The sequence below is a fragment of the Hymenobacter sp. 5317J-9 genome, from assembly GCF_022921075.1.
Lineage (GTDB): Bacteria > Bacteroidota > Bacteroidia > Cytophagales > Hymenobacteraceae > Hymenobacter.
In genome coordinates this window covers 2096584-2119557 of the sequence record NZ_CP095050.1, presented here as the reverse complement: position 1 = coordinate 2119557, position 22974 = coordinate 2096584, and the positions used below count along the sequence as shown (strand labels likewise).

The 22974-nt window shown below is 64.7% G+C and carries 25 protein-coding genes; 9 read left to right on the top strand and 16 right to left on the bottom strand.

Going from position 1 to position 22974, the window contains the following annotated elements; translation table 11 throughout:
- Positions 1-28: 28 nt before the first annotated feature.
- The 7 genes from MUN81_RS08860 to MUN81_RS08830 all read right to left on the bottom strand — a co-directional run bounded on the left by MUN81_RS08860 (position 29) and on the right by MUN81_RS08830 (position 7121).
- A complete protein-coding gene (locus MUN81_RS08860) occupies positions 29-538 on the bottom strand; it encodes a hypothetical protein (RefSeq protein ID WP_245116938.1) in 510 nt (169 codons plus the stop codon).
- Positions 539-787: 249 nt separating this feature from the next.
- Positions 788-1771, bottom strand: a complete 984-nt coding sequence (locus MUN81_RS08855; RefSeq protein WP_245116937.1) for an alpha/beta hydrolase — start codon at positions 1769-1771, stop codon at positions 788-790.
- Positions 1772-1954: 183 nt separating this feature from the next.
- Entirely contained in the window at positions 1955-3136 is a 1182-nt protein-coding gene (locus MUN81_RS08850; RefSeq protein ID WP_245116936.1) for a hypothetical protein, read from the bottom strand.
- Positions 3137-3258: 122 nt separating this feature from the next.
- Positions 3259-3927 carry a YggS family pyridoxal phosphate-dependent enzyme gene (locus MUN81_RS08845; protein ID WP_245116935.1) on the bottom strand — a complete coding sequence of 223 codons (669 nt, stop codon included), beginning with the start codon at positions 3925-3927 and terminating at the stop codon, positions 3259-3261.
- A gap of 87 nt (positions 3928-4014) precedes the next feature.
- Positions 4015-5037, bottom strand: coding sequence for a VWA domain-containing protein (locus MUN81_RS08840; RefSeq protein ID WP_245116934.1), 1023 nt, complete (start codon positions 5035-5037; stop codon positions 4015-4017).
- Between the two features lie 169 nt (positions 5038-5206).
- A complete protein-coding gene (locus MUN81_RS08835; protein WP_245116933.1) occupies positions 5207-6091 on the bottom strand; it encodes a hypothetical protein in 885 nt (294 codons plus the stop codon).
- Between the two features lie 127 nt (positions 6092-6218).
- The gene (locus MUN81_RS08830; protein WP_245116932.1) at positions 6219-7121 is read right to left on the bottom strand and encodes a DUF58 domain-containing protein; all 903 of its coding nucleotides are present in this window, start codon (positions 7119-7121) and stop codon (positions 6219-6221) included.
- Positions 7122-7257: 136 nt separating this feature from the next.
- Here MUN81_RS08830 and MUN81_RS08825 point away from each other — a divergent pair, with 136 nt between their 5' ends.
- Complete coding sequence (locus tag MUN81_RS08825; RefSeq protein ID WP_245116931.1) at positions 7258-7689, top strand: DUF4296 domain-containing protein; 432 nt, start codon at positions 7258-7260, stop codon at positions 7687-7689.
- Here the strand turns inward: MUN81_RS08825 and MUN81_RS08820 are convergent.
- The 6 genes from MUN81_RS08820 to egtB all read right to left on the bottom strand — a co-directional run bounded on the left by MUN81_RS08820 (position 7682) and on the right by egtB (position 13817).
- Positions 7682-8026, bottom strand: coding sequence for a tRNA-binding protein (locus MUN81_RS08820; RefSeq protein WP_245116930.1), 345 nt, complete (start codon positions 8024-8026; stop codon positions 7682-7684). The genes MUN81_RS08825 and MUN81_RS08820 overlap by 8 nt on opposite strands.
- A gap of 142 nt (positions 8027-8168) precedes the next feature.
- The gene (locus MUN81_RS08815; protein WP_245116929.1) at positions 8169-8738 is read right to left on the bottom strand and encodes a DUF922 domain-containing protein; all 570 of its coding nucleotides are present in this window, start codon (positions 8736-8738) and stop codon (positions 8169-8171) included.
- A gap of 115 nt (positions 8739-8853) precedes the next feature.
- Complete coding sequence (locus MUN81_RS08810; protein WP_245116928.1) at positions 8854-10221, bottom strand: MATE family efflux transporter; 1368 nt, start codon at positions 10219-10221, stop codon at positions 8854-8856.
- Between the two features lie 77 nt (positions 10222-10298).
- The gene (locus MUN81_RS08805; RefSeq protein WP_245116927.1) at positions 10299-11429 is read right to left on the bottom strand and encodes a pyridoxal phosphate-dependent aminotransferase; all 1131 of its coding nucleotides are present in this window, start codon (positions 11427-11429) and stop codon (positions 10299-10301) included.
- A gap of 7 nt (positions 11430-11436) precedes the next feature.
- Positions 11437-12417 (bottom strand): L-histidine N(alpha)-methyltransferase, encoded by a 981-nt coding sequence (gene egtD, locus MUN81_RS08800; RefSeq protein WP_245116926.1) that lies wholly within the window; start codon positions 12415-12417, stop codon positions 11437-11439.
- A 98-nt stretch (positions 12418-12515) separates the two neighbouring features.
- Positions 12516-13817 carry an ergothioneine biosynthesis protein EgtB gene (gene egtB, locus MUN81_RS08795; protein WP_245116925.1) on the bottom strand — a complete coding sequence of 434 codons (1302 nt, stop codon included), beginning with the start codon at positions 13815-13817 and terminating at the stop codon, positions 12516-12518.
- A 287-nt stretch (positions 13818-14104) separates the two neighbouring features.
- Here egtB and MUN81_RS08790 point away from each other — a divergent pair, with 287 nt between their 5' ends.
- The 4 genes from MUN81_RS08790 (at position 14105) to MUN81_RS08775 (ending at position 17252) form a co-directional block, all read left to right on the top strand.
- Positions 14105-14362 carry a KGG domain-containing protein gene (locus tag MUN81_RS08790; RefSeq protein WP_245116924.1) on the top strand — a complete coding sequence of 86 codons (258 nt, stop codon included), beginning with the start codon at positions 14105-14107 and terminating at the stop codon, positions 14360-14362.
- A 55-nt stretch (positions 14363-14417) separates the two neighbouring features.
- A complete protein-coding gene (locus MUN81_RS08785) occupies positions 14418-15488 on the top strand; it encodes an o-succinylbenzoate synthase (protein WP_245116923.1) in 1071 nt (356 codons plus the stop codon).
- 66 nt (positions 15489-15554) lie between these two features.
- Positions 15555-16814, top strand: coding sequence for an aspartyl protease family protein (locus MUN81_RS08780; protein WP_245116922.1), 1260 nt, complete (start codon positions 15555-15557; stop codon positions 16812-16814).
- Between the two features lie 60 nt (positions 16815-16874).
- Positions 16875-17252: a DUF423 domain-containing protein gene (locus MUN81_RS08775; RefSeq protein WP_245116921.1), complete on the top strand. Its 378-nt coding sequence runs from the start codon at positions 16875-16877 to the stop codon at positions 17250-17252.
- A 79-nt stretch (positions 17253-17331) separates the two neighbouring features.
- On the opposite strand, the gene MUN81_RS08770 is transcribed toward MUN81_RS08775, so the two are convergent.
- From MUN81_RS08770 to MUN81_RS08760, 3 genes are all read right to left on the bottom strand, one after another.
- On the bottom strand, positions 17332-17862 hold the full coding sequence (locus tag MUN81_RS08770) for a DUF1573 domain-containing protein (protein ID WP_245116920.1): 531 nt from the start codon (positions 17860-17862) through the stop codon (positions 17332-17334).
- Positions 17863-18057: 195 nt separating this feature from the next.
- The gene (locus MUN81_RS08765; protein ID WP_245116919.1) at positions 18058-19488 is read right to left on the bottom strand and encodes an AAA family ATPase; all 1431 of its coding nucleotides are present in this window, start codon (positions 19486-19488) and stop codon (positions 18058-18060) included.
- A 59-nt stretch (positions 19489-19547) separates the two neighbouring features.
- Entirely contained in the window at positions 19548-19991 is a 444-nt protein-coding gene (locus tag MUN81_RS08760; RefSeq protein ID WP_245116918.1) for a PaaI family thioesterase, read from the bottom strand.
- A gap of 207 nt (positions 19992-20198) precedes the next feature.
- Between MUN81_RS08760 and MUN81_RS08755 the strand changes: the two genes are divergently transcribed.
- The 4 genes from MUN81_RS08755 (at position 20199) to coaD (ending at position 22973) form a co-directional block, all read left to right on the top strand.
- Complete coding sequence (locus tag MUN81_RS08755) at positions 20199-20783, top strand: DUF4126 domain-containing protein (protein ID WP_245116917.1); 585 nt, start codon at positions 20199-20201, stop codon at positions 20781-20783.
- A gap of 119 nt (positions 20784-20902) precedes the next feature.
- Positions 20903-21406, top strand: coding sequence for an NUDIX hydrolase (locus MUN81_RS08750; protein ID WP_245116916.1), 504 nt, complete (start codon positions 20903-20905; stop codon positions 21404-21406).
- A gap of 207 nt (positions 21407-21613) precedes the next feature.
- On the top strand, positions 21614-22489 hold the full coding sequence (locus tag MUN81_RS08745; protein ID WP_245116915.1) for a DUF3822 family protein: 876 nt from the start codon (positions 21614-21616) through the stop codon (positions 22487-22489).
- A 16-nt stretch (positions 22490-22505) separates the two neighbouring features.
- Complete coding sequence (gene coaD / locus MUN81_RS08740) at positions 22506-22973, top strand: pantetheine-phosphate adenylyltransferase (RefSeq protein WP_245116914.1); 468 nt, start codon at positions 22506-22508, stop codon at positions 22971-22973.
- Position 22974: the final 1 nt, after the last annotated feature.

The following is a 22974-nucleotide window of genomic DNA, read 5'->3' as shown; positions in this document are numbered from 1 at the left end:
GGGCTTTTTACGACAGGAAGCGACGCGCTTACGCCTGGCCTTCGCTAGTGCCTGAAGCGGCTGCGGCGGGCTTTTTAGCCGCGGGCTTCTTCGCGGCCGGTTTGGCGGCAGCGCCGGCTTTGGCTGCGGCCGATTTCTGAGCCGAGCCAGCGGCGGCGCTCACCTTGTCGGCGGCCTTTTTGGTGGCGCCAGCGGCTTTGGCCGTCGCCGAGCTTTGCTTGCTGGTGGCGCTGCTGGCCGGCTTGGCGGCCGAAGCCGATTTAGCAGCCGGCTTTTTGGCGGCCGGTTTGGCTTTCGACTTAGAATCGCCGAGGCCCACGGTGCTCTTCACGCGGTCGGCCAGGCCCTGAAACTGCTTTTCGAGTTCGGCGCGCTTGGTTTCGCCGCTCTTCATCAGGTCGTCGATGATTTTCTTGCCTTCCTCCTGGGTCATCTTGTTGTCCTTCACCAGCTTCTCAATGGTGGATTGCAACGTCTTGCTGCCCTGAGCAATGTAACCGACGCCGGCATTGACGAACTTTTTAAACAAATCTTCCATGGGTTTGAAGGGGATTGAAGTGAAAGGGTTAAACGCGAAGCAACTGAGGGAAAACGAGTTGGCGGCCACAAGTAGTATGCAAGCCGACTATTTATGGTGCAAACCTACGAACACTCTGCAATATAGTTGAGTCTTGTACGCCGTTTTTCTTCAAAAGTGCTCAAAATCATCAGAATGCAGGGTTTTATTTCTTCGGAACTTCGGCTTCTCAATACCACCCTTTCCGCGCCCAAGCGGCTGGCCGCCAGCCTATGCCGCCAACCGCCGACGGGCTTGTGGCCGCAGCTGCCGGGTGGCGGCCGTCGGCTCTCGCTGGTCGGCCGCCCGCTGGGCCCACATTTTCTCCAGAAAAGCGGCCACCTGGTCGAGCGCCTGGCGGGCCTCGGGCACAATGCGCCAGAACAAATGCCACCAATGCACCAGCCCGTCAAAGGGTTGCAGCGTCACGGACACGCCCGCGGCGCGGGCTTTGTCGGCAAAGCGTAGGGCATCGTCGTACAGCACTTCGGCCGTTGATACTTGAATGAGCAGCGGCGGCAGTCCGTGCAAGTCGGCTTGCAGCGGCGAAAGCAGCGGGTGTGTGAGCGGCGTTTTGCGGGCATAAAGCGGGCCCCAGGTGCGCATCTGCAGGGCTTCGAGCAGGAGGCCCTCTTCGCGGGCCACCCGCCGCAGGGCGGTGATGGGCAGGTTGAGGTCGGTCCAGGGCGAAAGGCCGACGCCGGCCGCGGGCAGGGCCTCGCCGGCATTGCGCAGGGCCAGCAGCAGCGCCAGGGCCAGCCCGCCCCCGGCCGAGTCGCCGGCTACTATGATGTCGTGGGCTTGGTGGCCGTGGCGCAGCAGCCAGCGGTAGGCGCGCTTGGCATCGTCGAGCGCCGCCGGAAACGGGTGGTCGGGTGCCTTGCGGTAGTTGATGGTGAGCACGTTGAGGCCCGTGCGCTGCGCCAGGCTGCCCACCAGGCTGCGGTGCGTATTGAGCGAGCCCAGCACGTAGCCGCCGCCGTGCAGGTAGAGCAGCACGCGCGTAGGGTGCGCACCGCGCGGGCGTAGCCACTCGGCCTCTAGGCGGTTGTCCAGCTTCAGACTTTCCAAGTGTACGTGCCAGGGCATGAACTGGAAGAGCGAACCGGCTTCCATGGCCAGCCGCATGGCGCCCACGCTGGGCTTGCGGCGGGCCAGCGGTGCGGCTGCCGCGGTGAGGAGCTGCTTGAGCAGCAAATGCTGGAACGAAGGCATTGGGGTGGGATTTTGAGGAAGGGAGTGAGGTGCGAGCTGGGCAATGCGCGTGGGTACCGCCCGTCATGCTGAGTGCAGTCGAAGCATCTCTACCGCAGCAAATCCACTTGATTGAGTTAGTTGCGCGGTAGAGATGCTTCGACTCCGCTCAGCATGACGACTTTTTTATCTGTAACGCCCAACCTACCGGCTACGGTAAGCCTGCTGCTTTTGCCCCAGCTTATTGCCACGGTAGCCCTTGATGGCCAGCGGAATCCAACCAAGCAAGGGGATAAAATAGGCTAGGGTAATAGGGTTACGCCACAGCATACGCAACCACGCGCCGGGCTGGTCGAGTTTCATCCGGAAATTGCGCTTGCCCTCCTTCACGTACAGCCGCTCAAACTCGGTGAACATGGCGGGCCAGGCAAAGGGCAGAAAAAACGGGAAGAACCGGCGGTTTTCCTTGATGCGCTGCCAGAGCTCGCCCCAGCGGTAGGGCTTCTGGCCGTGGGCGACCACGGCGGCATCCATCTCGGCCTGCATCTGTTGGCGAATTTGCTCGCTCAGGGCCAGGTACTCCTCGCGGGTCAGCTCGTCGGTGGTTTTGGAGGTGAGGTCGGAGGGCCGGATGCGGGTGCCCATCACGAAGATGAGCTTGGCGGGGAAAGCCAGGTAAAACGCCCAGGGCTGCACCAGCACCAGCAGCAGCAGCAGCGTGAGCGGCAAAAACGGGATGCCGATTTTCTTGGTGAAATTGTTGATAAAATCCCAGCTGTAGGCGTAGGGGTTGAGATATTCGGCGTTGATGGTGTAGAAGGGCACGATGTCGGTGCCGTGCTGCAGGCTCAGGCGTACCATGCTGGTGGCCAGCCGCTGCAGCTGGTACTTGCGGTTGAACCCCTTGCCGATGCCCGGCACCCCTTCGGGGTACAGCATCAGGTTGTGGTCCTGGTAATACATCATGGTTTCAAAATTCAGCGTCGTGGCGTCCACGCAGCCGCATTTTTTCCAGAAGTCCTTTACCAGATAAGGGTTCATCAGGGCCGTTTGCGAGAGCAGCGGGGCCGAAAGCGGACGGGGCAAGTCGCTGAGCGAGCTGGTTTTGGGCAGCTGCCGAAACAAGTGCGACAGCGCCACCATGGCGTCCCAGGGGAAGGCCATACCCGAGTGGTTGGAGGCAAAAATCAGAGGTCGGTCGGGCCGGTTGCGCTGCGGAAAGTTCTCGAACCCCACCAGCTCCGACCGAAACCACACCCGGTCGAGCAGCTGCAGGATGTTGTCGTCCACCGTGCGGGTGAAGTCCTCTTCAAAGTAGTCGTCGTAGATGTGCTGGTTGGCCGCAATGGCCGGCGGGGGCAGCGAAGACGAGGTAGCAGTGGACATCGGTGGGAAGTGAGGCAGCAATCGGAGGACGGAAGATAGGAGAATTTCTACCGCCGCGCTTGCGCTGTGCACGGGTTTGATGGCCAGCGTCAGGCGCAGAGGCTAGCCGCGCCCAGGCCATCCTAACCCCGACTACCAAAAATGGCGCTGCCCACGCGCACCAGCGTACTCCCCTCCTCCACCGCCAGCCGGTAGTCGCCGCTCATGCCCATCGAGATTTCGCAAAATGCGGGCTCTGAGGCGAAATACGTGGCTTTTAGGTGCTCGAAGTGGCCGCGCAGCGCCCGAAACTCCTGCCGCAGCCGGACCTCATCGGAGGTGAACGTGGCCACGCCCATCACGCCGGTCAGGCGCACATGCTGCATTTGCTTGAAGTCGTCAGAAGTCAGGATTTCCTCGGCTTCGGCCAGCGAGAGGCCCGACTTGGTTTCTTCCTGAGCAATGTGAAATTGCAGCAGGCCGTTGATAACGCGGTTGTTGGCAGCAGCGTGTTTCTCTATCTCCTTGAGCAGCTTGAGGCTGTCGATGCTCTGAATGGTATGCACAAAAGGCGCCAATAGCTTCACTTTGTTGGTTTGGAGCTGACCGATGAGGTGCCATTCCACGTCGGCAGGCAATTGGGGCTGCTTGGCGGCCATTTCCTGGGGCCGGTTCTCGCCGAAGCAGCGGGCGCCGGCTTCGTAGGCTTCCTGCAGCTTCTCAACGGGATGCGTTTTGGTGACGACGCAAAGGCGGGCGGTGCTGCCAGCCAGTTCGTTTTCAATGCGGTGGATGTTTTCGGCGATGGACATATTTTTCAGTTAACAGTGAGCAGTTAACAATTCAACAGCAGACGGGGCGACACTGCTCACTGTTAAATGTTAACTGCTCACTAATTTTTAGTCCTCCAGCGGGTTGCTGAAGAAAGTGCTTTTTAGGGCCAGCCAGGCCAGCCACAGCGCAATGCTCATCCACAGATATGGCCGGTAAAAGTCCTTGGTATTGCGGAAGCGAAGCTGCTTGATTTCCGACTTTTCGAGCCGGTTGATTTGGTTGAATACCTCGCGCAGCCCGGCCGTATCGGTGGCCCGAAAGAAGCGGCCTTCGGCGGCGGCGGCCAACTGGCGCATGGTGGTTTCGTCGAGGCGGGTTTGCACGTAGCGCGGCTGGCCGTCGGGGCCCTTGCCGTAGGGCACGAAGCCGTCTTTGCCCAGCCCAATGGTGTAGATGCGGATGCCGAAAGCGTGCGCCAGCTGCGCGGCCAGCAGGGGGTCGAGGCTGCCGGCGTTGTTTTCGCCGTCGGAAAGCAGGATGCACACCCGCGAACGCGCCGTGGACTCGCGCAGGCGGTTGGTGGCCACGCCCAGCGCCGTGCCGATGGCGGTGCCGTCGTTGGCTATCATCCCCACTTTCAGGCCGGCCAGGTCTTCGCGCAGCAGGTCGTAGTCGGTGGTGAGGGGGGCCAGCGAATACGCATCGCCGGCGAAAGCCACCAGCGCCAGACGGTCGCCCACGCGGGTTTTGAGGAAGTCGGCGGCAATGCGCTTGGCGGCTTCGAGACGGTTGGGGCGCAGGTCCTCGATTTCCATCGAGCCCGACACGTCGAGCGCCAATACCAGGTCGATGCCGCGGCCGGACTGCTCCACGCGCTCATCGGTGCGCTGGGGCCGGGCCAGCGCCACAATGGCGAACACCAGCGCAAATCCCAGCACCACATCGGGCACGAAGCGTAGCGCCGACGACCAGTTGCGCGGGCCCGTGCCGGGCGCAAACGCCACCCCCACCCGCGGCCGGCGCCGCGCCAGCACCCGCCGCAGCCCAAACAGCAGCGGCACCGCCAGCATAAGCAGCAGCAACCGCGGCTGCTGCCACTGGTAGCTGGCCAGCGTGGCGTAGCGCAGAAGATTGAAAAGGTCGTTCAAGCGGGAGCGAAGGTAACCTGAGTTAAGAGTTAAAAAGAACGTCATGCTGAGCGCAGTCGAAGCATCTCTACCGCATGGCTAAACCTGACGATTGGATTAGTGCTACACACGAGATGCTTCGACTGCGCTCAGCATGACGTGCCTTTTACTTTCAACTCCTACCTTAGCATTACCCCACCACCGCCGCATACCGCCGCTCGGCAAAGCCCCGCAGGCGCTGAAAAGCGCGGTCTACTTCCTTGGCGTCTTCGCTCTGCAGGTTGCCGTAAATCACCTTGTCGGTGGCGGTGAGGGCTTTGCGCACGTCGGCGTCGTTTTCAAAATAGGCCACGATTTCGCGGGTGGTGAAGGAATTCAGGCCGCTGTTTTCGAGGCCGGCGAGGTAGTTTTTCCAAAGCACCACGGCGCGCTCCACGTTGGTGGCCGAGCGCGACAAGTCGAACCGCTCGACGTGCCGGGCAAACTGCGCCAGGAAATAGCCGTGGTTTTTGCGCAGCTTGTAGGCTTGGTAGCGCCGCGTGAGGGGCTTGCGAAACAGCGTTGCGCTGCCCGCCAGCAAGAGAAACACCGCCAGCGCCCCCGCAATCCAATACGGGTAGTTAAACACGGGCTCGACGGGTACCAGCGCCAGGTTCTGGCGCAGGGTGGGCAGCTGCTGGCCCACGGCGGGCGGAGCGGTGCGGCGCAGGCGCACGCGGCTGGCCTCCGGCAGTACGCTCAGCGTATCGGCCCCCTGCAGCACGGCCACGGGCAGGGCGAGGGTTTGCACCGAATCGAGGCGGAAAGTGCGCAGGTGGTACACGGTGCGGTCGAGGCTGCGGCCGCGGCGGGTGCGCGTGGGGAAGTAGGTTTTGCCCACGTACTCAAACGGCGCAAAACGGGCCAGCGAGTCCGGAAACACCACTTCCAGGTCGGGCGCGTGCTCGTAGCGCAGTTCGTAGTCGAGGGGCTCTCCCACCAGCACCGTGCTTTTGAGGAAGCGGCCTTGCGGCGCGGCGAGCGGGGCAGTTTGGGCGGCGGCAAGCGGCGGCGGCAACAGCCAACCCGCCGTCATGCCGAGCACAGCGAAGCATCTCGCCCGGGCAAGCAACCCTTTTCTACCGGTTGAGTTGCTGTTGCAGGCAAGTTGCTTCGCTGCGCTTGGCATGACCTTCATTCCCAAACGAAAAAACCCTGTTCCCTTACCCACGGCGACCAGACTGTTGGCGGTGACGGAACAAGTTCACGAGCTGCGGCACAAAGTCGCCTTCGGTGCTCAGGGCCAGGAAACCGGTGCGGGTGCGGCGGCACAGGTTCACCAGTTCGGCTTCCTGGCGGTCGGCTGTTGACTCGATGCTGGCCCGGAAATCTGATGACGACGTGTTGACCCAGCGCACCTGCCCGGTTTCGGTGTCGCGCAGCGGAATGATGCCCAGGGCCGGAAAGCGGCGCTCGCGCGGGGCGCGCAGCTGCACCACTATCAGGTCGTGGCGCTGAGCCAGCATGGTGAGCTCACGCTCGTAGCTGCCGTCGATGAAGTCCGAAATCAACACCACCAGGCTGCGGCGTTTCAGCAGGCCCAGCGCTTGCCGGATGCCCGCGCCCACGCCCGTGCCCCGCGAGGCCGGCACCAGCGAAAACAGCCGGTTGATGAGCGCATACACGGCCCGCGAGCCTTTGGCCGGCGGTAAATACAGCTCTTTCTGGTCGGAAAACGCAAACAGACCCAGGGCCGAGCCCTGCCGCGCCGCCGACAACGCCAGCAGCCCCGCAATGTCGCGGGCCACGTCGAGCTTGCGGCGCTGGCCGTCGCCCACGTCCAAGGAGGCGCTCACGTCGAGCAGCACCAGCACCTGTTGCTCCTTTTCCTCCTTGTAGGTTTTGACGAAGGTGCCGTGCCCCTTGCTGCTCACGGCCCAGTCGATGGCGCGCACCTCGTCGCCGTACTGGTACAGGCGCACATCGTCGAATTCCAGCCCCGTGCCCTTGAACACGGAGTGGAAATCGCCCTGCAGCTGAGCCTCCACCGCCTTGCGGATGCGGATTTCGAGGTGGCGCAGGCGGCGCACCAAATCGGTGAGGGCCGAAGGCACGGACGGGTTCATGAGTGTAGCCGTTAGCTATTAGCTGCTGGCTGTTAGCTTCCTGCCGATAGTCTGCGGGCCCAAGAGCTAACAGCTAACCGCTAATAGCTAACAGCTATTGAAAGCGAAGCTACGGCGCGGGCGTAACTTTGCTCCCGTGAAAACCTTCTGCCGTCGCTGCCTGGGCCTGCTACTGGCCCCGCTCCTGCTGGCCAGCCCCGCCTGCCAACGCCCCGAGGAGCCGACCAAGCCCGCCGACCTGCTGCCCAAAGACCAGATGATACGCCTGCTGGCCGACCTGCACGTGCTCGAAGCGCGCGTCGAAAACAGCCGCCTCCCGCAGGATTCGGCCCGCTCCCTCTACCAGGAACAGCAAAAAGCCCTGCTCTGGACCCGTGAAGTGAGCGATTCCGCGTTTCAGCGCAGCTACCGCTACTACGGCATCCACGGCAAGGACCTGTCCGAAATCTACGCTGCCGTCATCGACACGCTGACCAAGCGCACCGAAAAGCTGGAGCCCGCCAAAGTGGGGCCCGTGGCCCCCACCACCCAAGCCCTGCCCGAAAACGCGGCCTCGCTGGCTAAATAAGGCGGCTGCCGTTGGGCACGGGGCCGGCCACGGCGGCCAGCACAATGTGCCCGTCGGCATCGGCAAAGCCCGTCACCAGCACTTCGGAGCGAAATTTCCCAATCTGCTTGGGCGGAAAATTCACCACGGCTTGCACCTGCCGGCCCACCAGGGTGTCGGGCGTGTAGTGGTGCGTGATTTGGGCGCTGGATTTTTTCAGGCCGATTTCGGGGCCGAAGTCGATGAGCAGCTGATAGGCCGGCCGGCGCGCCTCCGGAAAAGGGCGGGCTTCGAGAATGGTGCCCACGCGCAGGTCCACGCGCGCAAAGTCGGCCCAGGTAAGGTCAGGGAAAGACATAAGTCATAGAAAAGGGTAAAATGCACGTCATGCTGAGCGCAGCCGAAGCATCTCGCGTGGGGTAGTAATCCAATCGAAACGGTTTACTAACACGCGAGATGCTTCGGCTGCGCTCAGCATGACGCTCCATAGCATCACGCCCCTACTTTGAGGCAAAGGTTTCGAGCTGCGCCAGCTTAATGTGGGTTTGCTTCTCCCAATAGTCCTGCTTGGCGGTATTGAGGCCGTGGTTGGTTTCGGCGTCGTAGCGGTTTTGCTCCCGGTCCCACTGGTCGTACACCAGCTTCGTGACGTTGTTGAAGCCCGGCTGGAGCTTTTCGCAATTGGCTTTGGCCGCAAACACGAGCAGCTTCTGGCGCATGATGCGGGCGTAGACCTCCGTGATGTCGAAGTGTACCTGCTCGTGGCGCAGCAGCGCGGGCGTGATGGCGGCCGGGTTGCGAATCCAGGACGTGTTGGGGTTGAAGGTGGCGTGCACTGTGCTCGAAAACACAAAGTCGCGGCAGGCCGCATCGGCCTTCAGGTCGGAAGTGGTGAGGGCGGCCAGCCGGTCGGAAGGCCCGGGCCGGCCCAGAAAGTCGGCCACCGTGAGCGGGCGCGCGGCCGACCATTCGATGGGCGCGGCGGCGGGCTTGGCCGCGGGCGTTGGTTTGGCGGCGGGCGCTTGCAGCCAGCTGGCCACAACCAGGAACGAAGTTAGAAAAGAGAACATAGGAAATAATGGATAAGTACTAATTAAGCTAAGCGCCATTGTATTTAAACCAATGACCGCGCTAAAATTAGCCTATTTTCTGAATTTATCCCGCCTTCAGACTTTCCCTCCCGAGCTATGGCGCAACGGCCCGTGCGGCCACCGGTAGCGGAGCACCGGGCGCGGTTTCGCGGCGGAAACGCAGCAGCAGCACCACGGCCACAATGCTGAGGCCCACCAGCAGGCCCGTCCACACGCCGGGCGCGCCCAGGTGCAGCCGGAAGCCCAGGAAATAGCCCAGCGGCAAGGCCACCGCCCAATACGCCAGCAGCGCCACCACCGAGGGCACTTTCACGTCCTCCAGCCCGCGCAGGGCACCCAGCCCCACCACCTGCAAGCCATCCGATACCTGAAACAGCGCCGCGATAAGCAGCAGCGCAGCCGCCTGGGCCACCACGGCCGGGTCGTGGGTGTACATGAGCGGCGCCGCCTGCCGCGCCACCACAAACAGCAGCCCCATGGTGCCCATAAAGGCAAACCCCAGCACGTAGGCGGCAAAACCGGCCTGCCGGGCTTCGGCCAGCCGCCCACTGCCCAGCAGATTTCCCACCCGGATGGTGGCCGCCGCCGAAATGCCGCTGGCCGCCATGTAGGTGATAGAAGCCAGGTTGATGGCCACCTGATGCGCGGCCAGCGTGGTGGCGCCCAGCCAGCCTATCATGATGGCGGAAGCGGCAAAAGCCCCCACCTCAAATGCCATCTGCACGCCGATGGGGGCGCCGATGGCGAAGAGCCGGCGCAGGGTGGCGGCGTCGGGCAGCCAGCGCGTCACGGCGGCGCGGTATTCGTGCAGGCGCGGCGCCAGCAGCACGTAGGCCGCCATGAGCACCGCCATCAGCACGCGGGCAATGAGCGTGGCCCAGGCCGACCCCATCAGCCCCATGCGGGGCGCGCCCCAGTGGCCAAACACCAGGGCGTAGCACAGCAGGGCATTCACCACGTTGGCCAGCACGGAGAGCCACATGGCCTGCCGCGTCAGCCCCAGGCCTTCGGCAAACTCGCGAAAGCCCTGGTACACCATCAGCGGCAGCAGCGACCAGCTGATGACCCGCACCCAGGGCGCGGCCAGCGCCTCCACCTCGGGCGACTGGCCCAGGTAGTGCAGCAGGTAGGGCACCACCTGTCCCACCCCGGCCAGCAGCAGGCCCGCCAGCGCGCTTAGCCACACCGAGGAGGCCAGCAGCCGGCCCAGGTCGGGCAAGTCGCGCCGGCCGTGGGCCGAGGCCACCAGCGGCACGCTGCCCATGCTCAGGCCGATGCCCAGTATCATGAGCACCGTGGTGCTGCTCACGCCCAGGCTCACGGCGGCCAGCGGCACCGTGCCCGTGCGCCCCACCAGCACCGAATCGACAAAGCCCACCAGGATGTGCCCCAACTGGGAAAGCACCACGGGGTAGGCCAAAAGCAAGGTAGGCCGCAGGTGCGGCCGGATATTCTGCAACATAATTCTTCGCCCTCAGCAGGCCGACAAAGGTACGGGCACCACCGCCAAGCCCCGGGCTGGCAGCCTGCGGTAAGGCGCTAGCGCGACACCGGCGCCAGCACGGAGCCGATGCGCTGGAGCGCCTCCTCCAGGGCCTCGGGCGCCACGGCATAGGACAGGCGCACGAAGCCCGCAGCGCCCCAGGTGGCGCCGTCCACCACTTCCACGCCAGCTTCGGCCAGCTGGCGCACCAGCTGCGCCGAAGCCTCGGCAGCCGGCACGCCCGGCGCCAGAAAACGGGTAAAATCGGCAAACACGTAGTACGTACCTTCCGGGGCCACTACAGCAGCGGCGCCCGGCAATGCGGCCAGCGCAGCCAACAGCCGCTCGCGGTTGGGCCGCAGCTGCGCGCACAGCGCCGGGCTGATTTCGTCGGCGTGGCGGGTGGCGGCCAGGGCGGCAGCCTGGCTGGGCACCGGCACGGCCACGCCCGTGGCAAACAGCCGGGCCGTGACGGCGCGGGCCAGCGCAGCCGGCGCCACCACGCAGCCCACGCCCCAGCCCGCCAGGGCCAGCGACTTCGAGAAGCCGCTCACCACCACGTGCCGGCCGTGCGGGTCGGGCCAGGCCAGCAGCGTGGGCACCGGCTCGACCCCGAAGCAGATGCCTTCGTAAATCTCGTCGCTGAGCACCCACAGCTTCGGAAAGTCGGCAGTCACGGCCAGCAGCGCGGCCCACTCGGCGCGCGAATACACGCGGCCGGTGGGGTTGTTGGGGTTGCTGAGCAGCAGCAGCCGGGTGGCCGGCGTGAGGGCGGCCCGCAGGGCCTCCGGCGTGAGGGCGTACTGGTGGGCGGCCGACAGGGGCAGCGTGCGCAGCGCGCCGCCGGCCCGGTGCACCAGCTCTACAAAGCCAAACCAGTTGGGCGTGGGCATCAGCACGTCGTCGCCGGGCGTCAGCACTTCGCTTAGCACCGCAAAAAGGGCGGTTTTAGCACCGCTGGTTACGACCACCTGCTCGGCCGTCACGGCGGGGGCGCCGCGCTGGCGGTAGCGTTGGGCCAGCGCTTCGCGCAGTTCGGGCAGGCCGGCGGGCGGTGCCACGGCCAGCGGCGCGTGCTGGCTGTGAGCGGCGGCCAGGGCGGCATTGGCGGCGCGAAGGGCCACTTCGGGCACCGCAAAATTCCCATAGCCCGAGGCCAGGCTGACCGTTGCAGGGGGCGTGCTCATAGCGGGTTTATTCAGGACGGGCGGCCAGGACGACATCGGCAAAATCGCCGGCGGCATCGGTGAAGGTTTGCACCACGCGCAGACCCGCTTCGGCGGCCAGGGCCTCGATTTGGGCGGGCGTGAACTTGTAGGAATTCTCGGTGTGAATGACTTCCCAGGCCGCAAACTCGACGGTTTCATCCAGCGCCGCGAAACGCACCTGCTGGGCGCGGGTGCTCACCAGGAAGGAGCGCACCGCGCCGGTGAGCGGGCTGTAGTCGGTGTAGTGCTGCCAGTGGGCGAGGTCAAAATCGGCGCCCAGCTCGCGGTTGAGGCGGGTGAGCAGGTTGAGGTTGAACGCGGCGGTCACGCCCTGGGCATCGTCGTAGGCGGCGCGGATGCGGCGTGGGTCCTTCTGCAGGTCGAAACCGATGAGCAGGCGGTCGGCGGGCGCGAGGGGGGCGGCCAGCTGGCGCAGGAAATTCAGTCGCTCGTTGGGGCCGAAGTTGCCGATGTTGGACCCCAGAAACAGCACGGCCTTGCTGCCGGGCCAGGTGCGCAGCTGCGTGAGGGCGGTGGCGTAATCCTCCACCACCGGCGCCACGCGCAGGGCCGGCAGCTCGCGCCGCAGCGTGTCCACCAGCCCCGTCATGGCCCCCGAGGAAATGTCGACCGGCGCGTAGGTGAACTCGGTGCCGGCATTCAGCAGCTCGCGCAGCAGCAGCTTGGTTTTGGCACCGTCGCCCGCCCCCAGCTCCACCAGCGAAAAAGCCTGGCCTGCCCCCGGGCTCAGGGCCGTCGCCAGCGCCGCACCGTGCTCCCGAAAAATGGCAAACTCGGCCCGCGTGGGGTAGTACTCCGGCAAGTCCATGATTTGCTGGAACAGACGGCTGCCCGCGTCGTCGTAGAAATACATCGACGACAGAGTTTTGGGCGTTTTGCGCAGGCCTTCGGCCACGTGCTGCGCCAGCTCGGCTACGGAAGGGGTCAACAGGGAAGAAGTCGTCATGCAGCAGAATAGATTGCAAAAGCGCCCGGGCGACGCCGGGCAAAGATGGCAAAAGGGCCTTCCCCCGCCGGGGAAGGCCCGAAAAAACGGGTATCAGCTTAGCGCGCCAACCGGATGCCGGTGAACTGCCAGCGTTTGTCGGCGTGAAAGAAGTTGCGGTAGCTCACGCGAATGTGGCTTTCGGGCGTGGCGCAGGAGCCGCCGCGCAGCACCAGCTGGTTCACCATGAACTTGCCGTTGTACTCGCCCAGGGCACCGGCGGCGCGGGCGTAGCCGGGGTAAGCGTGGTAGGCCGAATAGGTCCACTCCCAGCAGTCGCCCAGCAGCTGGTGGCACTGGGTAGGGTCGGCATCGGCGGGCAAGGGCTGGGGGTCGAGGCGGCTGCTTTCGAGCCAGGTGCCCTCCGCGGGCGTGGCGCCAAAGTGGCGGGCAGCGGTTTCCCACTCAGCCTCGGTGGGCAGGCGGGCGCCGGCCCAGTTGGCGTAGGCGTCGGCCTCGTAGAAGCTGACGTGCGTGACGGGCGCGGCCCCATCCACGGGCTGCAGGCCGTGGTGCGTGAAGCGGTGCCACTGGCCATCTTTCTGCACCCAGTACAGCGGCGCCTCCCAGCCCTGCGCCTGGGCCAGGTCCCAGCCCTCCCCCATCCAGTAGCGGAAGTCGCGGTAGCCGCCGGCCTCGATGAAGGCGATGTACTCGGCGTTGGTCACTAAGCGGTTTTGCAGCTCGAAAGGCGCAATGAGCACCTCGTGGACGCCCAGCTCATTGTCGAAACAGAACCCTTCCTCTTCCTGAAAGCCAATCCGGTTGATGCCACCGGGCACCGGCAGCCAGGCCCCCGGCGCGGCGTGCGTAATCGGCGCCGGCAACTCCGTGGCGGGCAGATACTCTGGTGCCAGCGGGCTGGTACTCAGAATGTATTTAATGTCGGTGGCCAGCAGCTCCTGGTGCTGCTGCTCGTGCTGCAGGCCCAGTTCCAGCAGCTCAAAAAACGCGGCGGGCAACTCGTCGGCGCGCTCGTTCAGCAAGGCGCTCAGGGCCTCGTCGACGTGGGCGCGGTAGGCCAGCACGTCGGCCAGGGGCGGGCGCGAGAGCGTGCCGCGGTCGGCGCGGTTCACGCGCGAGCCCAGCGAGTTATAGTAGGAATTGAACAGGAAAGCGTAGTCCGGGTGAAAAAGCTGGTAACTGGCTGCGTACTCTTTTAGCAGAAACGTTTCCCAAAACCAGGTGGTGTGGGCCAGGTGCCACTTCGGCGGGCTCACGTCGAGCATGGGCTGCACCACCGTGTCTTCGGGCAGCAGGGGCGCGCACAGGGCCGTGCTTTGGGCGCGCACGGCGTGGTAGCGAGCCAGCCAGGGAGTGGCGGCCACGGGGGCCACCGGCGCAACGTCGAGTTGGGGCATAATGCGGTGGGCCCACAGGAGGGCACCGGTTCACTAACCGGCTTAGCACCGTTGAGGTTGCACCCGCCCGACGAAATGTGCCCGCACCGACTGGCCGCATCCGCGTACACAAACACGCAGGCCCCGCCAATTACTACGTAGAAGCTCCTCAGTACTAAGTGGTATTTATGAGTTTTTAGCCTCTGAATCACAACTAAACCAATGCATAAGGGTAGGATTACGGCGTATGGGTTCCTACCATTGCAGTTGCTAATTGTTTTCACTCAATCCCTTCTCACACCACCACTATGGCAACAGCTTCCACTTCCGCCCCTGCCGCCGCCAAGTCGGCCACCCGCCCTGCTAACCGCGTGGGCACCAAAAGCCGCCGCGGTTTCGCCGCCATGAGCCCCGAAACCCAGCGGCGCATCGCCAGCGAGGGCGGCAAGGCTTCGCACGCCAGCGGCCGCGGCCACCGCTTTTCGGCCGAAGAGGCCCGCGACGCCGGCCGCAAGGGCGGCTTGGTGAGCCGTCGGGGCAAGACCAATACTTCGGGCACCAAGTAATTTCGGGCCCTGCCTTCCGCAAGCGGAGGCGAAGCTTGTCGCGCATCTTTGCGGCATGCTTCGCCTCCGCTTTTTGCATCGCGCCCTGCGCTTCAACTTTCCGGCCCGCACCTCGCGCGGCGCCCTGGCCGAACACGTGGCCTGGTACCTGCACCTCACCCACGACGCCCATCCCGACGCCGCGGGGCTGGGCGAGGCCGCGCCCCTGGCCGGCCTCAGCCCGGAATACGGCCCCGATTTCCCGGCCGCCGTGGCCCGGCTCTGCGAGCGGTTCAACGCGGCCGGGTTTGCGGCCTTCGACGTGGCCGATGCGCCGGCCTTCGTGGGGCCGGGCCTGCCGTCGCTGGTGTTTGCCCTCGAAACGGCCCTGCTCGACCTGGCCCGCGCCGGGCGACGGCAGCTCTACGACAACGCCTTCAGCCGCGGCGAGGCCGCGCTGCCCATCAACGGGCTGGTGTGGATGGGCGACGCCCCCTTCATGCGCGAGCAGATTGGGCAGAAGCTGGCGGCGGGCTACGACTGCCTGAAGCTCAAAATCGGCAGCCTGGATTTCGAGACGGAGCTGAGCCTGCTGGCCGAAATCAGGGCCGCGGCCGGCCCCGAACGCCTCACGCTGCGCGTGGACGCCAACGGCGCCTTTGCCCCGGCCGACGCCCCGCACAAGCTGGCGCAGATGGCCGCTTTCAGCATTCACTCCATCGAGCAGCCCATCGCGGCCGGCCAAACCGACGCATTGGCTGAATTATGCCGCACCTCGCCCCTGCCCATTGCCCTCGACGAAGAGCTCATCGGCGTGGAAGACCCGGCCCGCCAGGCCGCGCTGCTCGACGCGGTGCGCCCGGCCTACGTGGTCCTAAAGCCCACGCTGCTGGGCGGGCACGCGGCCACCCGCCGCTGGATTGCGCTGGCCGAGGCGCGCGGCATCGGCTGGTGGATTACGTCGGCGCTGGAGTCCAACGTCGGCCTCAACGCCGTGGCCCAGCTCACGGGCGAATACGACGTGCGCGGCTTTGCGCAGGGCCTGGGCACGGGCCAGCTCTACCACAACAACGTGGCGGCGCCCCTGCACATTGGCGGCGGCGCGCTGCGCTACGACCCGGCCGGCACCTGGGAGCTGCCGGACTAAGGCGGCCTTTGCGGTGGTGGCGCATCTTTGCGCTTACTTTACCGCCTCGGTAGCACTTGTTTGGCCATGCTGGTTGCGCGCATCATCTGGTTGGTGGTTTTCCTCGTCTTTGGCGGGGAAATGGGCCAGCTTGCGCACGCGCAGCCGGCCGCCGCGCCGTTTGTGTTTCGCAACCCCAAGCGGCAAGAGGCCAAAGTGCCCATCCAGGTGCAGCGCAACCTGCTGGTGGTGAGCTGCCAGCTCAACGGGTTGGGGCCTTTTAACTTTCTGCTCGACACGGGCGTGGCCACCACCATCATCACGTCGCCCACCGTGGCCGATTCGCTGGGCCTGAAGCACGGCGAGCGGTACCGGGTGGTGGGCGCGGGCGGCTCCGACATCGGCCTGATGGCCTACCAGACCAACGACGTGCGCGTGACCCTCGGCGGCGTGGAGGCCCCCTGCCTGGCCCCGCTGGTGCTCGAAAGCGACGTGCTCAACCTCTCGGGCTACGTGGGCACGCCCATCCACGGCATTCTGGGCTCCGAGCTGTTTCGCAGCTTTGTGGTGGCACTGCACACCGAAGAGCAGAACATGATGCTGAGCGACCCGGCCACCTACCAGGCCCCCAAGGGCCGGCGCTGGTCAAGCCTGCCGCTGTCGCTCGAGAAAGGCAAGGCCTATTTCACGGCCCCCGTGCAGCTCAGCGACTCCCTGACCATGGACCTGAAGCTGGTGCTCGACACCGGCGCCAGCCACGCCCTGTCGCTCGAAACCGACTCGGACCCGCGCATGCGGGGCCCCGCCCGGCGCCTGCCTGCCGAGCTCGGCCAGGGCCTGGGCGGCGTGGTGCGCGGCTACCTGGGCCGGGTGCCGTCCCTGCAGCTGGGCCGGCACCAGCTCCGGTCGGTGCTTACCTCGTTCCCTGATGAGGCCGACGTGCACCGCCGCGTGGACGTGCCCCGCAACGGCAACGTGGGCTACGAGCTGCTCAAGCGCTTTTCCCTCGTCATCGACTACCCGCACCAGCGCCTGCTGCTGCGCCCCAACCTGCGCCTGAACGAGCCCTTCGAGCACGACATGTGCGGCCTCGACCTGCTGGCCACCGGCCCCGACTACCACCGCTTCGTGGTGCTGCGCGTCGAGCCCGACTCGCCGGCCTACGTGGCCGGCATCGAGCCCACAGAGGAACTGCTCAGCATCAATTTCCTGCCCGTCGAGGCCTTTTCGCTCACCCAGCTCAGCCGCATGCTGCGGTCCGAAGATGGCCGCTCCCTTTTTATGGTGCTGCGCCGGCAAAACGGCGACCTTCACACCGTGTCGCTGCGCCTGAAGCGGCAAATCTGAGTTCGCGCCGGCGGCCCGGTGTACCTTTGCGGCTCGTTCTGCTTACCTTTTTGCTCTGTTATGACTGCTCGACTTCTGTTGCAACTCGCCGGCGTGTTTGGCGCCCTGGGCGTGGCCATTGGCGCCTTCGGGGCCCACGCCCTGCACGACACGCTGGCCAAAGCCGGCCGCCTCGACACTTTCGAAACCGCCGTGCGCTACCAGTTCTACCACGTGCTGGCCATGGTGGCGGTGGGTGTGCTCTGGGCCGCCCGCCCCGAGCTGCGCAGCCTGGGCACCACCGGCTGGCTGTGGCTGGGCGGCATTGTGCTGTTCAGCGGCTCGCTCTACACGCTGTGCTTCACGGGCATCACCAAGCTGGGCGCGGTGGCCCCCCTCGGCGGGCTGCTGTTTGTGGCCGGCTGGCTGAGCTTGGTGCTGGCCGTGCGCGAGCTGTAGGCCGCCGGCCCGACCGTAGCGCACAAAAAAAGGGCGGCCTGCTGATGCGGGCCGCCCTTTTTATTATTCAGCGCGAAGATTACTTCACTTTGGCTTTCACCTTGGTGTCGCCGGCTTTCTCTTTCACTTTTTTGGCTTCGGGGCGCACCGAGGCGCCGCCTGAGGCTTCTACTTTCATGGCCGGAGCGGCGTTCGAGGCCACGGTGGGGTCTTTCACTTCGCCTACCAGCGACACGGTGGCGGCACCGGCGGTGGCGTTCGACTCAATGGTCAGCACTTTGTTCTGCATGCCCATTTTGCCGGTCGAGTTGAAGTGGGCCGAGATGGTGCCGGTTTTGCCGGGAGCCACGGGGTCTTTGGTCCACTCCGGGGTGGTGCAGCCGCAGCTCACGCCAATGTTGGAGATGATGAGGGGCGCGGTGCCGGTGTTCTTGAACTTGAAGGTGTGGTCCACGGTGCCGCCCTGCACGACAGAACCGAAGTCATATTTCGACTCTTCGAACGTGATGGCGGGGCCGGCCGTCTGGCCAGCTTTGGCGGCCGGCGCCTGGGCTTGTGCCGAGAGGGCGGCAGCCGTCAGGCTCAGGGCGAGGAGCAAGGTTTTTTTCATGAGTTGAGGCTTTTTACGATTGGTTGAGAAGGGTTGGGTTATAACAAATTTAGCGGTTTCGCAGGGACTCACAAATTTACGACCAAACTAGAGGCCGCCTCTGAAGAACCCATGAAGTTAAAGGAACCCGCCGCTGGGCCATTTCATTCCATCCAGCATCTAAACCACTGAAAAGCAGAACAAAAACCGCCGACACTATTCCTCCTCCACGGGGTCGCTGATGAGCTTTTGCTGGAAATTGAGCAAAAAAAGCCGCTCCGAGGCGCGCGTGATGGCCGTGTACAGCCAGCGCGCAAACTCGCCCGCCAGCGGCTCGTCGGGTTTCAGAAAACCGTGGTCGACAAACACAGCCTGCCACTGCCCGCCCTGCGCCTTGTGGCAGGTGAGGGCGTAGGCAAACTTCACCTGCAAGGCGTTCAGGTACGGGTCTTTGCGCATTTCCTTGTAGCGCTCGGCCTTGGTTTTGAGGTGGGCGTAGTCTTCGCTCACGGCCATATACAGGGCGTTGTTGCGGTCGGAGGGCAGGGCCGGGCTTTCGGTGTGCAGGGTGTCGAGCAGCAGCTTAACTTCGATTTCGGGCTCGTCGGGATAGTCCACGAGGCGCACGTGGGCCTGCGCAAAGTGGAAGCCGTACATCTCCTCCCGCCGGATGACCTTGCGGATTTCCAGAAAGTCGCCGTTGGCCAGGAAGCCGATTTCGGAGTCTTTGGGCAGCCAGAAGTAGTTGTTGCGCACCACCATCAGGTAGTCGCCGCCCTCAATCTCCTCCTCCGCATCAAACAACGCCCGCCGAATGAGCTGGTTATATTGGTTGGCGTTGCGGTTGGAACGGCAGATGATGGTGGTGTTTTCGTGCCCGAAGTTGCGGTAGGCCCAGCGCAGGCCGTCCTCCAGCTTGTCGCCGCCCATCTTAAAAATGTCGCGAAAGCCCTTGGTATGCAGCTGAATGTTAGGGGCCTCCTCGCGCAGCTCCTCGCGCAGCTCCGTGGCGTTCACCAAGATGCCCGACTGCTGGGCCTGGCGCATCACCTGGCGCAGCTCCACGCTGCCCACCGTGGCCCGGAAGCGGTGCGCCAGCAAATCGGGGTCGAGGGCCGGGCTCAGGAGCTGGCCCACGGGCGGCAGCTGCGCCGTATCGCCGATGAGCAGCAGCTTGTTGCTGGTTTTCTCAAACACAAAGCCCATCAAATCATCGAGCAAACCGTTTTCGCCAAACGCTTTCTCGTCCGATATCATCGAGGCCTCGTCCACGATGTACAGCGTTTGCTCCGTCCGGTTGGGCTGGCGCTGGAAGTTGAGCCGCTCAGAAGGCGCGCCCGACGTTTGGCGGTAGATTTTCTTGTGAATGGTGCTGGCCGGCACGCCGGCGTAGCCCGCCATCACCTTGGCGGCGCGGCCGGTGGGTGCCATGAGCGTGTACTTGCGCTGCAACTTGTGCAGCCACTGCACCAGGGCGCTTACCACGGTGGTTTTGCCGGTGCCGGCGTAGCCGCGCAACACAAAAATCTTGCGCCCCGGCAGTTGGTCTTTCAAAAAAGCGTCGAGCTGCGTGAACAGCTGCGCCTGGTCCTCGGTGGGTTCGTAGGGGAAATAGTCGCGGACCGAGGGGGTGCGGAGGGAGAGCATGGATGCTTGTAGCTGCTAAAAATGAAATGCTAGCCGCGAATGCGAGATGATGGCTTCATCTAGCTCTGTGGTTCAATCACCACCATGGTGCCGCTGGCTTTGGCAATGAGCAGGTCGTCGCACCACACCTCTGCTTCGCAAAACTGAAGGCGGCGCCCGGCTTTCAACACCCAACCGATGGCTTTTAATTTCTGCCCCACGCCGGGGTGCAGGTAAGAAATTTTCAGGTCGGAAGTCACCAGGCTGTGGTCGTCGGGAATGAGCGTGACGCCGGCAAAGCCGGCCACCAAATCGGCCATGGTGGCGATGAGGCCGCCGTGGGCAAAGCCGCGCTGCTGCTGGTGCTGCTCGCCCAAGATGAGTTCGGCCTCTACCCGGCCCGGGGTTATCACCGTCAAGTCGGCCCCGATGAGGTGCATGAAGCGCTGGCGCGTGAGTTTGCGACGGATGCGGGCTTCGAGGTCGGGGGCGGCAGTAGTAGGTTCGAAAGGATTGAGGGACACGGGAATCGGTTATGTTTGCTTGAAGAAAAATGGACGGCCACGGTTTTGTACGGGCTTGTACTTTCGCATAAGCCCTAGAACTTCTTAATACTCCAAAAGCGCCTTGCGAGTGTTGTGGTGGCACAGGAAGCCCGCACCGGGCAAAGGTACTGGCTAGTGGCCCTGCCCGCTTTGCCCGGTGCATTTCGCATTTAACCTATTTGCTTCATGGAACACGTTTCGGCAATGCAGTATGGGGTGGCCCTGGCGCTGGGAGTGGGCCTGGCGGCGTGTAGCGGCTTTCGGGTATTTGTGCCGCTGCTAGCGGCCAGCCTGGCGTATCACACGGGCTACCTCACGCCTGCGGCGGGGTTTGCGTGGTTGGGGAGTTGGGCGGCCCTGCTCACGCTGGCCGTGGCCACGCTAGCCGAAATAGCCGGTTATTACATTCCGGTGGTCGACCACTTGCTCGACACCCTCACCACCCCAGCGTCGTTCGTGGCCGGTACCATCCTCATGACTTCTGCCCTGCCCCACCTCGACCCCACCCTGCGCTGGACGCTGGGCGTGCTGGTGGGAGGCGGCACGGCGGGCCTGGTGCAAACCGGCACCGCCCTACTGCGCGGCGCCTCCACCGCCACCACGGGCGGCCTGGCCAATCCCGTGCTGGCCACCGTGGAAAACACCGTGGCCGTGGGTGGAGTGGTGCTTACGCTGCTGCTGCCACTGCTGGCCGCGGGGCTGGTGGTGGTGCTCGTCGGCGTCATTCTGAGCCGGCTGCGGCGCTGGCGTCAGCGCCGCCACACCACCTAGCGCGTCACTGTCGGGCCTACTATTTTAGGGTGGGGCTCAAAACAATGTCGTTTGCCCGGCGTTAGCCGTACACGAAGGCGCTCCTGCCACTCGAACACGCCCCGCACCACCCCACACCCATGTTCGATTCTACTCCCTCCTCCCCCGATGCCCTGCTGGCCGCCTATGCGGGCCGCGTGCGGGTGCGAGCAGGTGGGCTGCTGCTCCGCGACGGGGCCCTGCTGCTGGCGGGCCACCGGGGCCTGCTGCCCCACGGCGCCCCCTTCTGGTCGCCGCCCGGCGGTGGCTGGCAGTTTGGTGAAAGCCTGAAGGCGGCGCTCGTCCGCGAGTTTCACGAAGAAACCGGCCTTACGGTGCAGGTAGGCCGGTTTTTGCACCTGCACGAATTCAGCACCGACAAGCTGCAGGCGCTGGAGCTGTTTTTTGAAGTGCTGGCCGACGGCGCGGCCCAGCCCCAGCTCGGCCACGACCCCGAGCACGCCACCGACCAGCAATTGCTCGTCGACCTGGCCTGGCTCACGCCGCGGCAGCTGCTGCAATTGCCCCCGGCCCAGGTGCACCCCGTGCTGCAGCACATTCTCAGCACCGACGACGTGTTTGTGCCGCAAGTGCGCTTCGTGTGAGCTAAGCCGGTGCACCGACGCCATCTGCTATCCTACACGCGTGACGGCAGCACCTGCTTTGCACAGTTGCCGAGCACACGACTGAGCCCAGGTTCTGCGCGCCAGATGACGGCTACTTTCCGGATTCTTCTGCGCGCATTCTGTCTTCGGCAGCAGCCGAAGCGTTATCTTTAGCCCCGGCCACTGGGCCTGTTTCGCTTCGAATTCGTGCCTGCCTCCGTTTCTTCTGCTTCTTCCGCTTCGGCGGCCACGTCCGGCGCCCTGCTGCGCCTGCGCGACGAAACCTTCGACCCCGCCAACCTGGGGGCCTATAACCTCTACTCGATGGCCAGCCCCACGCGCCTGCAGCTGGCCGCCGTCGACGTGGAGCGGCACAAGTTTGTGCTGCTGGAAGAGCATGCGCTGGCCGCCGGCGGGCTGGAGGCGCTGGCCGTGCAGCACGACTGCCTGGGCCAGCGCGGCTGGAATGCCGTGCGCCTCGCCGTCACGGGCCGCGGCTTCACCCTGCTGCCCGCGCCCCTGTTCCGGCCCGGCGACGAAGAAGCGGCCCTGCGCCTGCACCATGCCCCCTCCCCCGCCGAAACCGTGCGCCACACCACCCACCCGGGCCTGGAGCTGGTGAACGTGTTTGCGGCCGACGCGCGCCAGGCCGACTGGCTGGCGGCCACGCACGGCGCCAGCGGCCGCCTGCTGCACCACACCAGCACCCTGCTGGCCGGCCTGGTGCACCAGCGCGGGGCCGCGGCTCCGCGCCGCCTCTACCTCAACCCCGGCCCCCAGGAACTGACGCTGGTGGTGCTGGGCCAGCACCTGGAATATTGCAATGTGTTTTCCTGCACCACGGCCGAGGACGTGGTGTACTACACCATCCTCGTGATGCAGGAGCTGCACCTCGACCCCGACCAGGACGAGGTAACCGTGTGGGGCGAGCTCATGCCCGACTCGGCTATTTTCAGTCTGCTGCGCACCTATGTGCGCAACGTACGCTTCGGCCCGCGCCCCGGCAACGTGCAGTACAGCTACCGCCTCAACGATGTGTTCGAGTACCGGTATTTCGACCTGTTCAGCCTGCATTTTTGCTGAACCCTACCTGATTCCCATGCCCCGCATCGCCATTTTCCCCGGCTCCTTCGACCCCTTCACCAACGGGCACCTCGACGTGGTGCAGCGCGGCGTACAGCTTTTCGACGAGGTGATAGTGGCCATTGGCACCAACAGCAGCAAGCAGCGCTACCTGCCCGTGGAGCAGATGGTGGGCCTCATCGCGGGGGTGTTCGAGCACGAGCCCCGCGTCTCGGTGCGCACGTTCAAGGGTCTCACCGCAGAATTTGCCCGCGAGACGGGTGCCCGCTACCTGCTGCGCGGCCTGCGCAACAGCCCCGATTTCGAATACGAAAAGCCCATTGCCTACGGCAATCAGCACGTCAATCCCGACCTGGAAACCGTGTTTTTGCTCACCTCACCCGCCCTGGGAGCGGTGAGCAGCACCATCATCCGCGACATTCACCGCTTCGGGGGCAATGTGGATGCGTTTCTGCCTTACCCCATGCCACCGCTCGGCAGCTAAT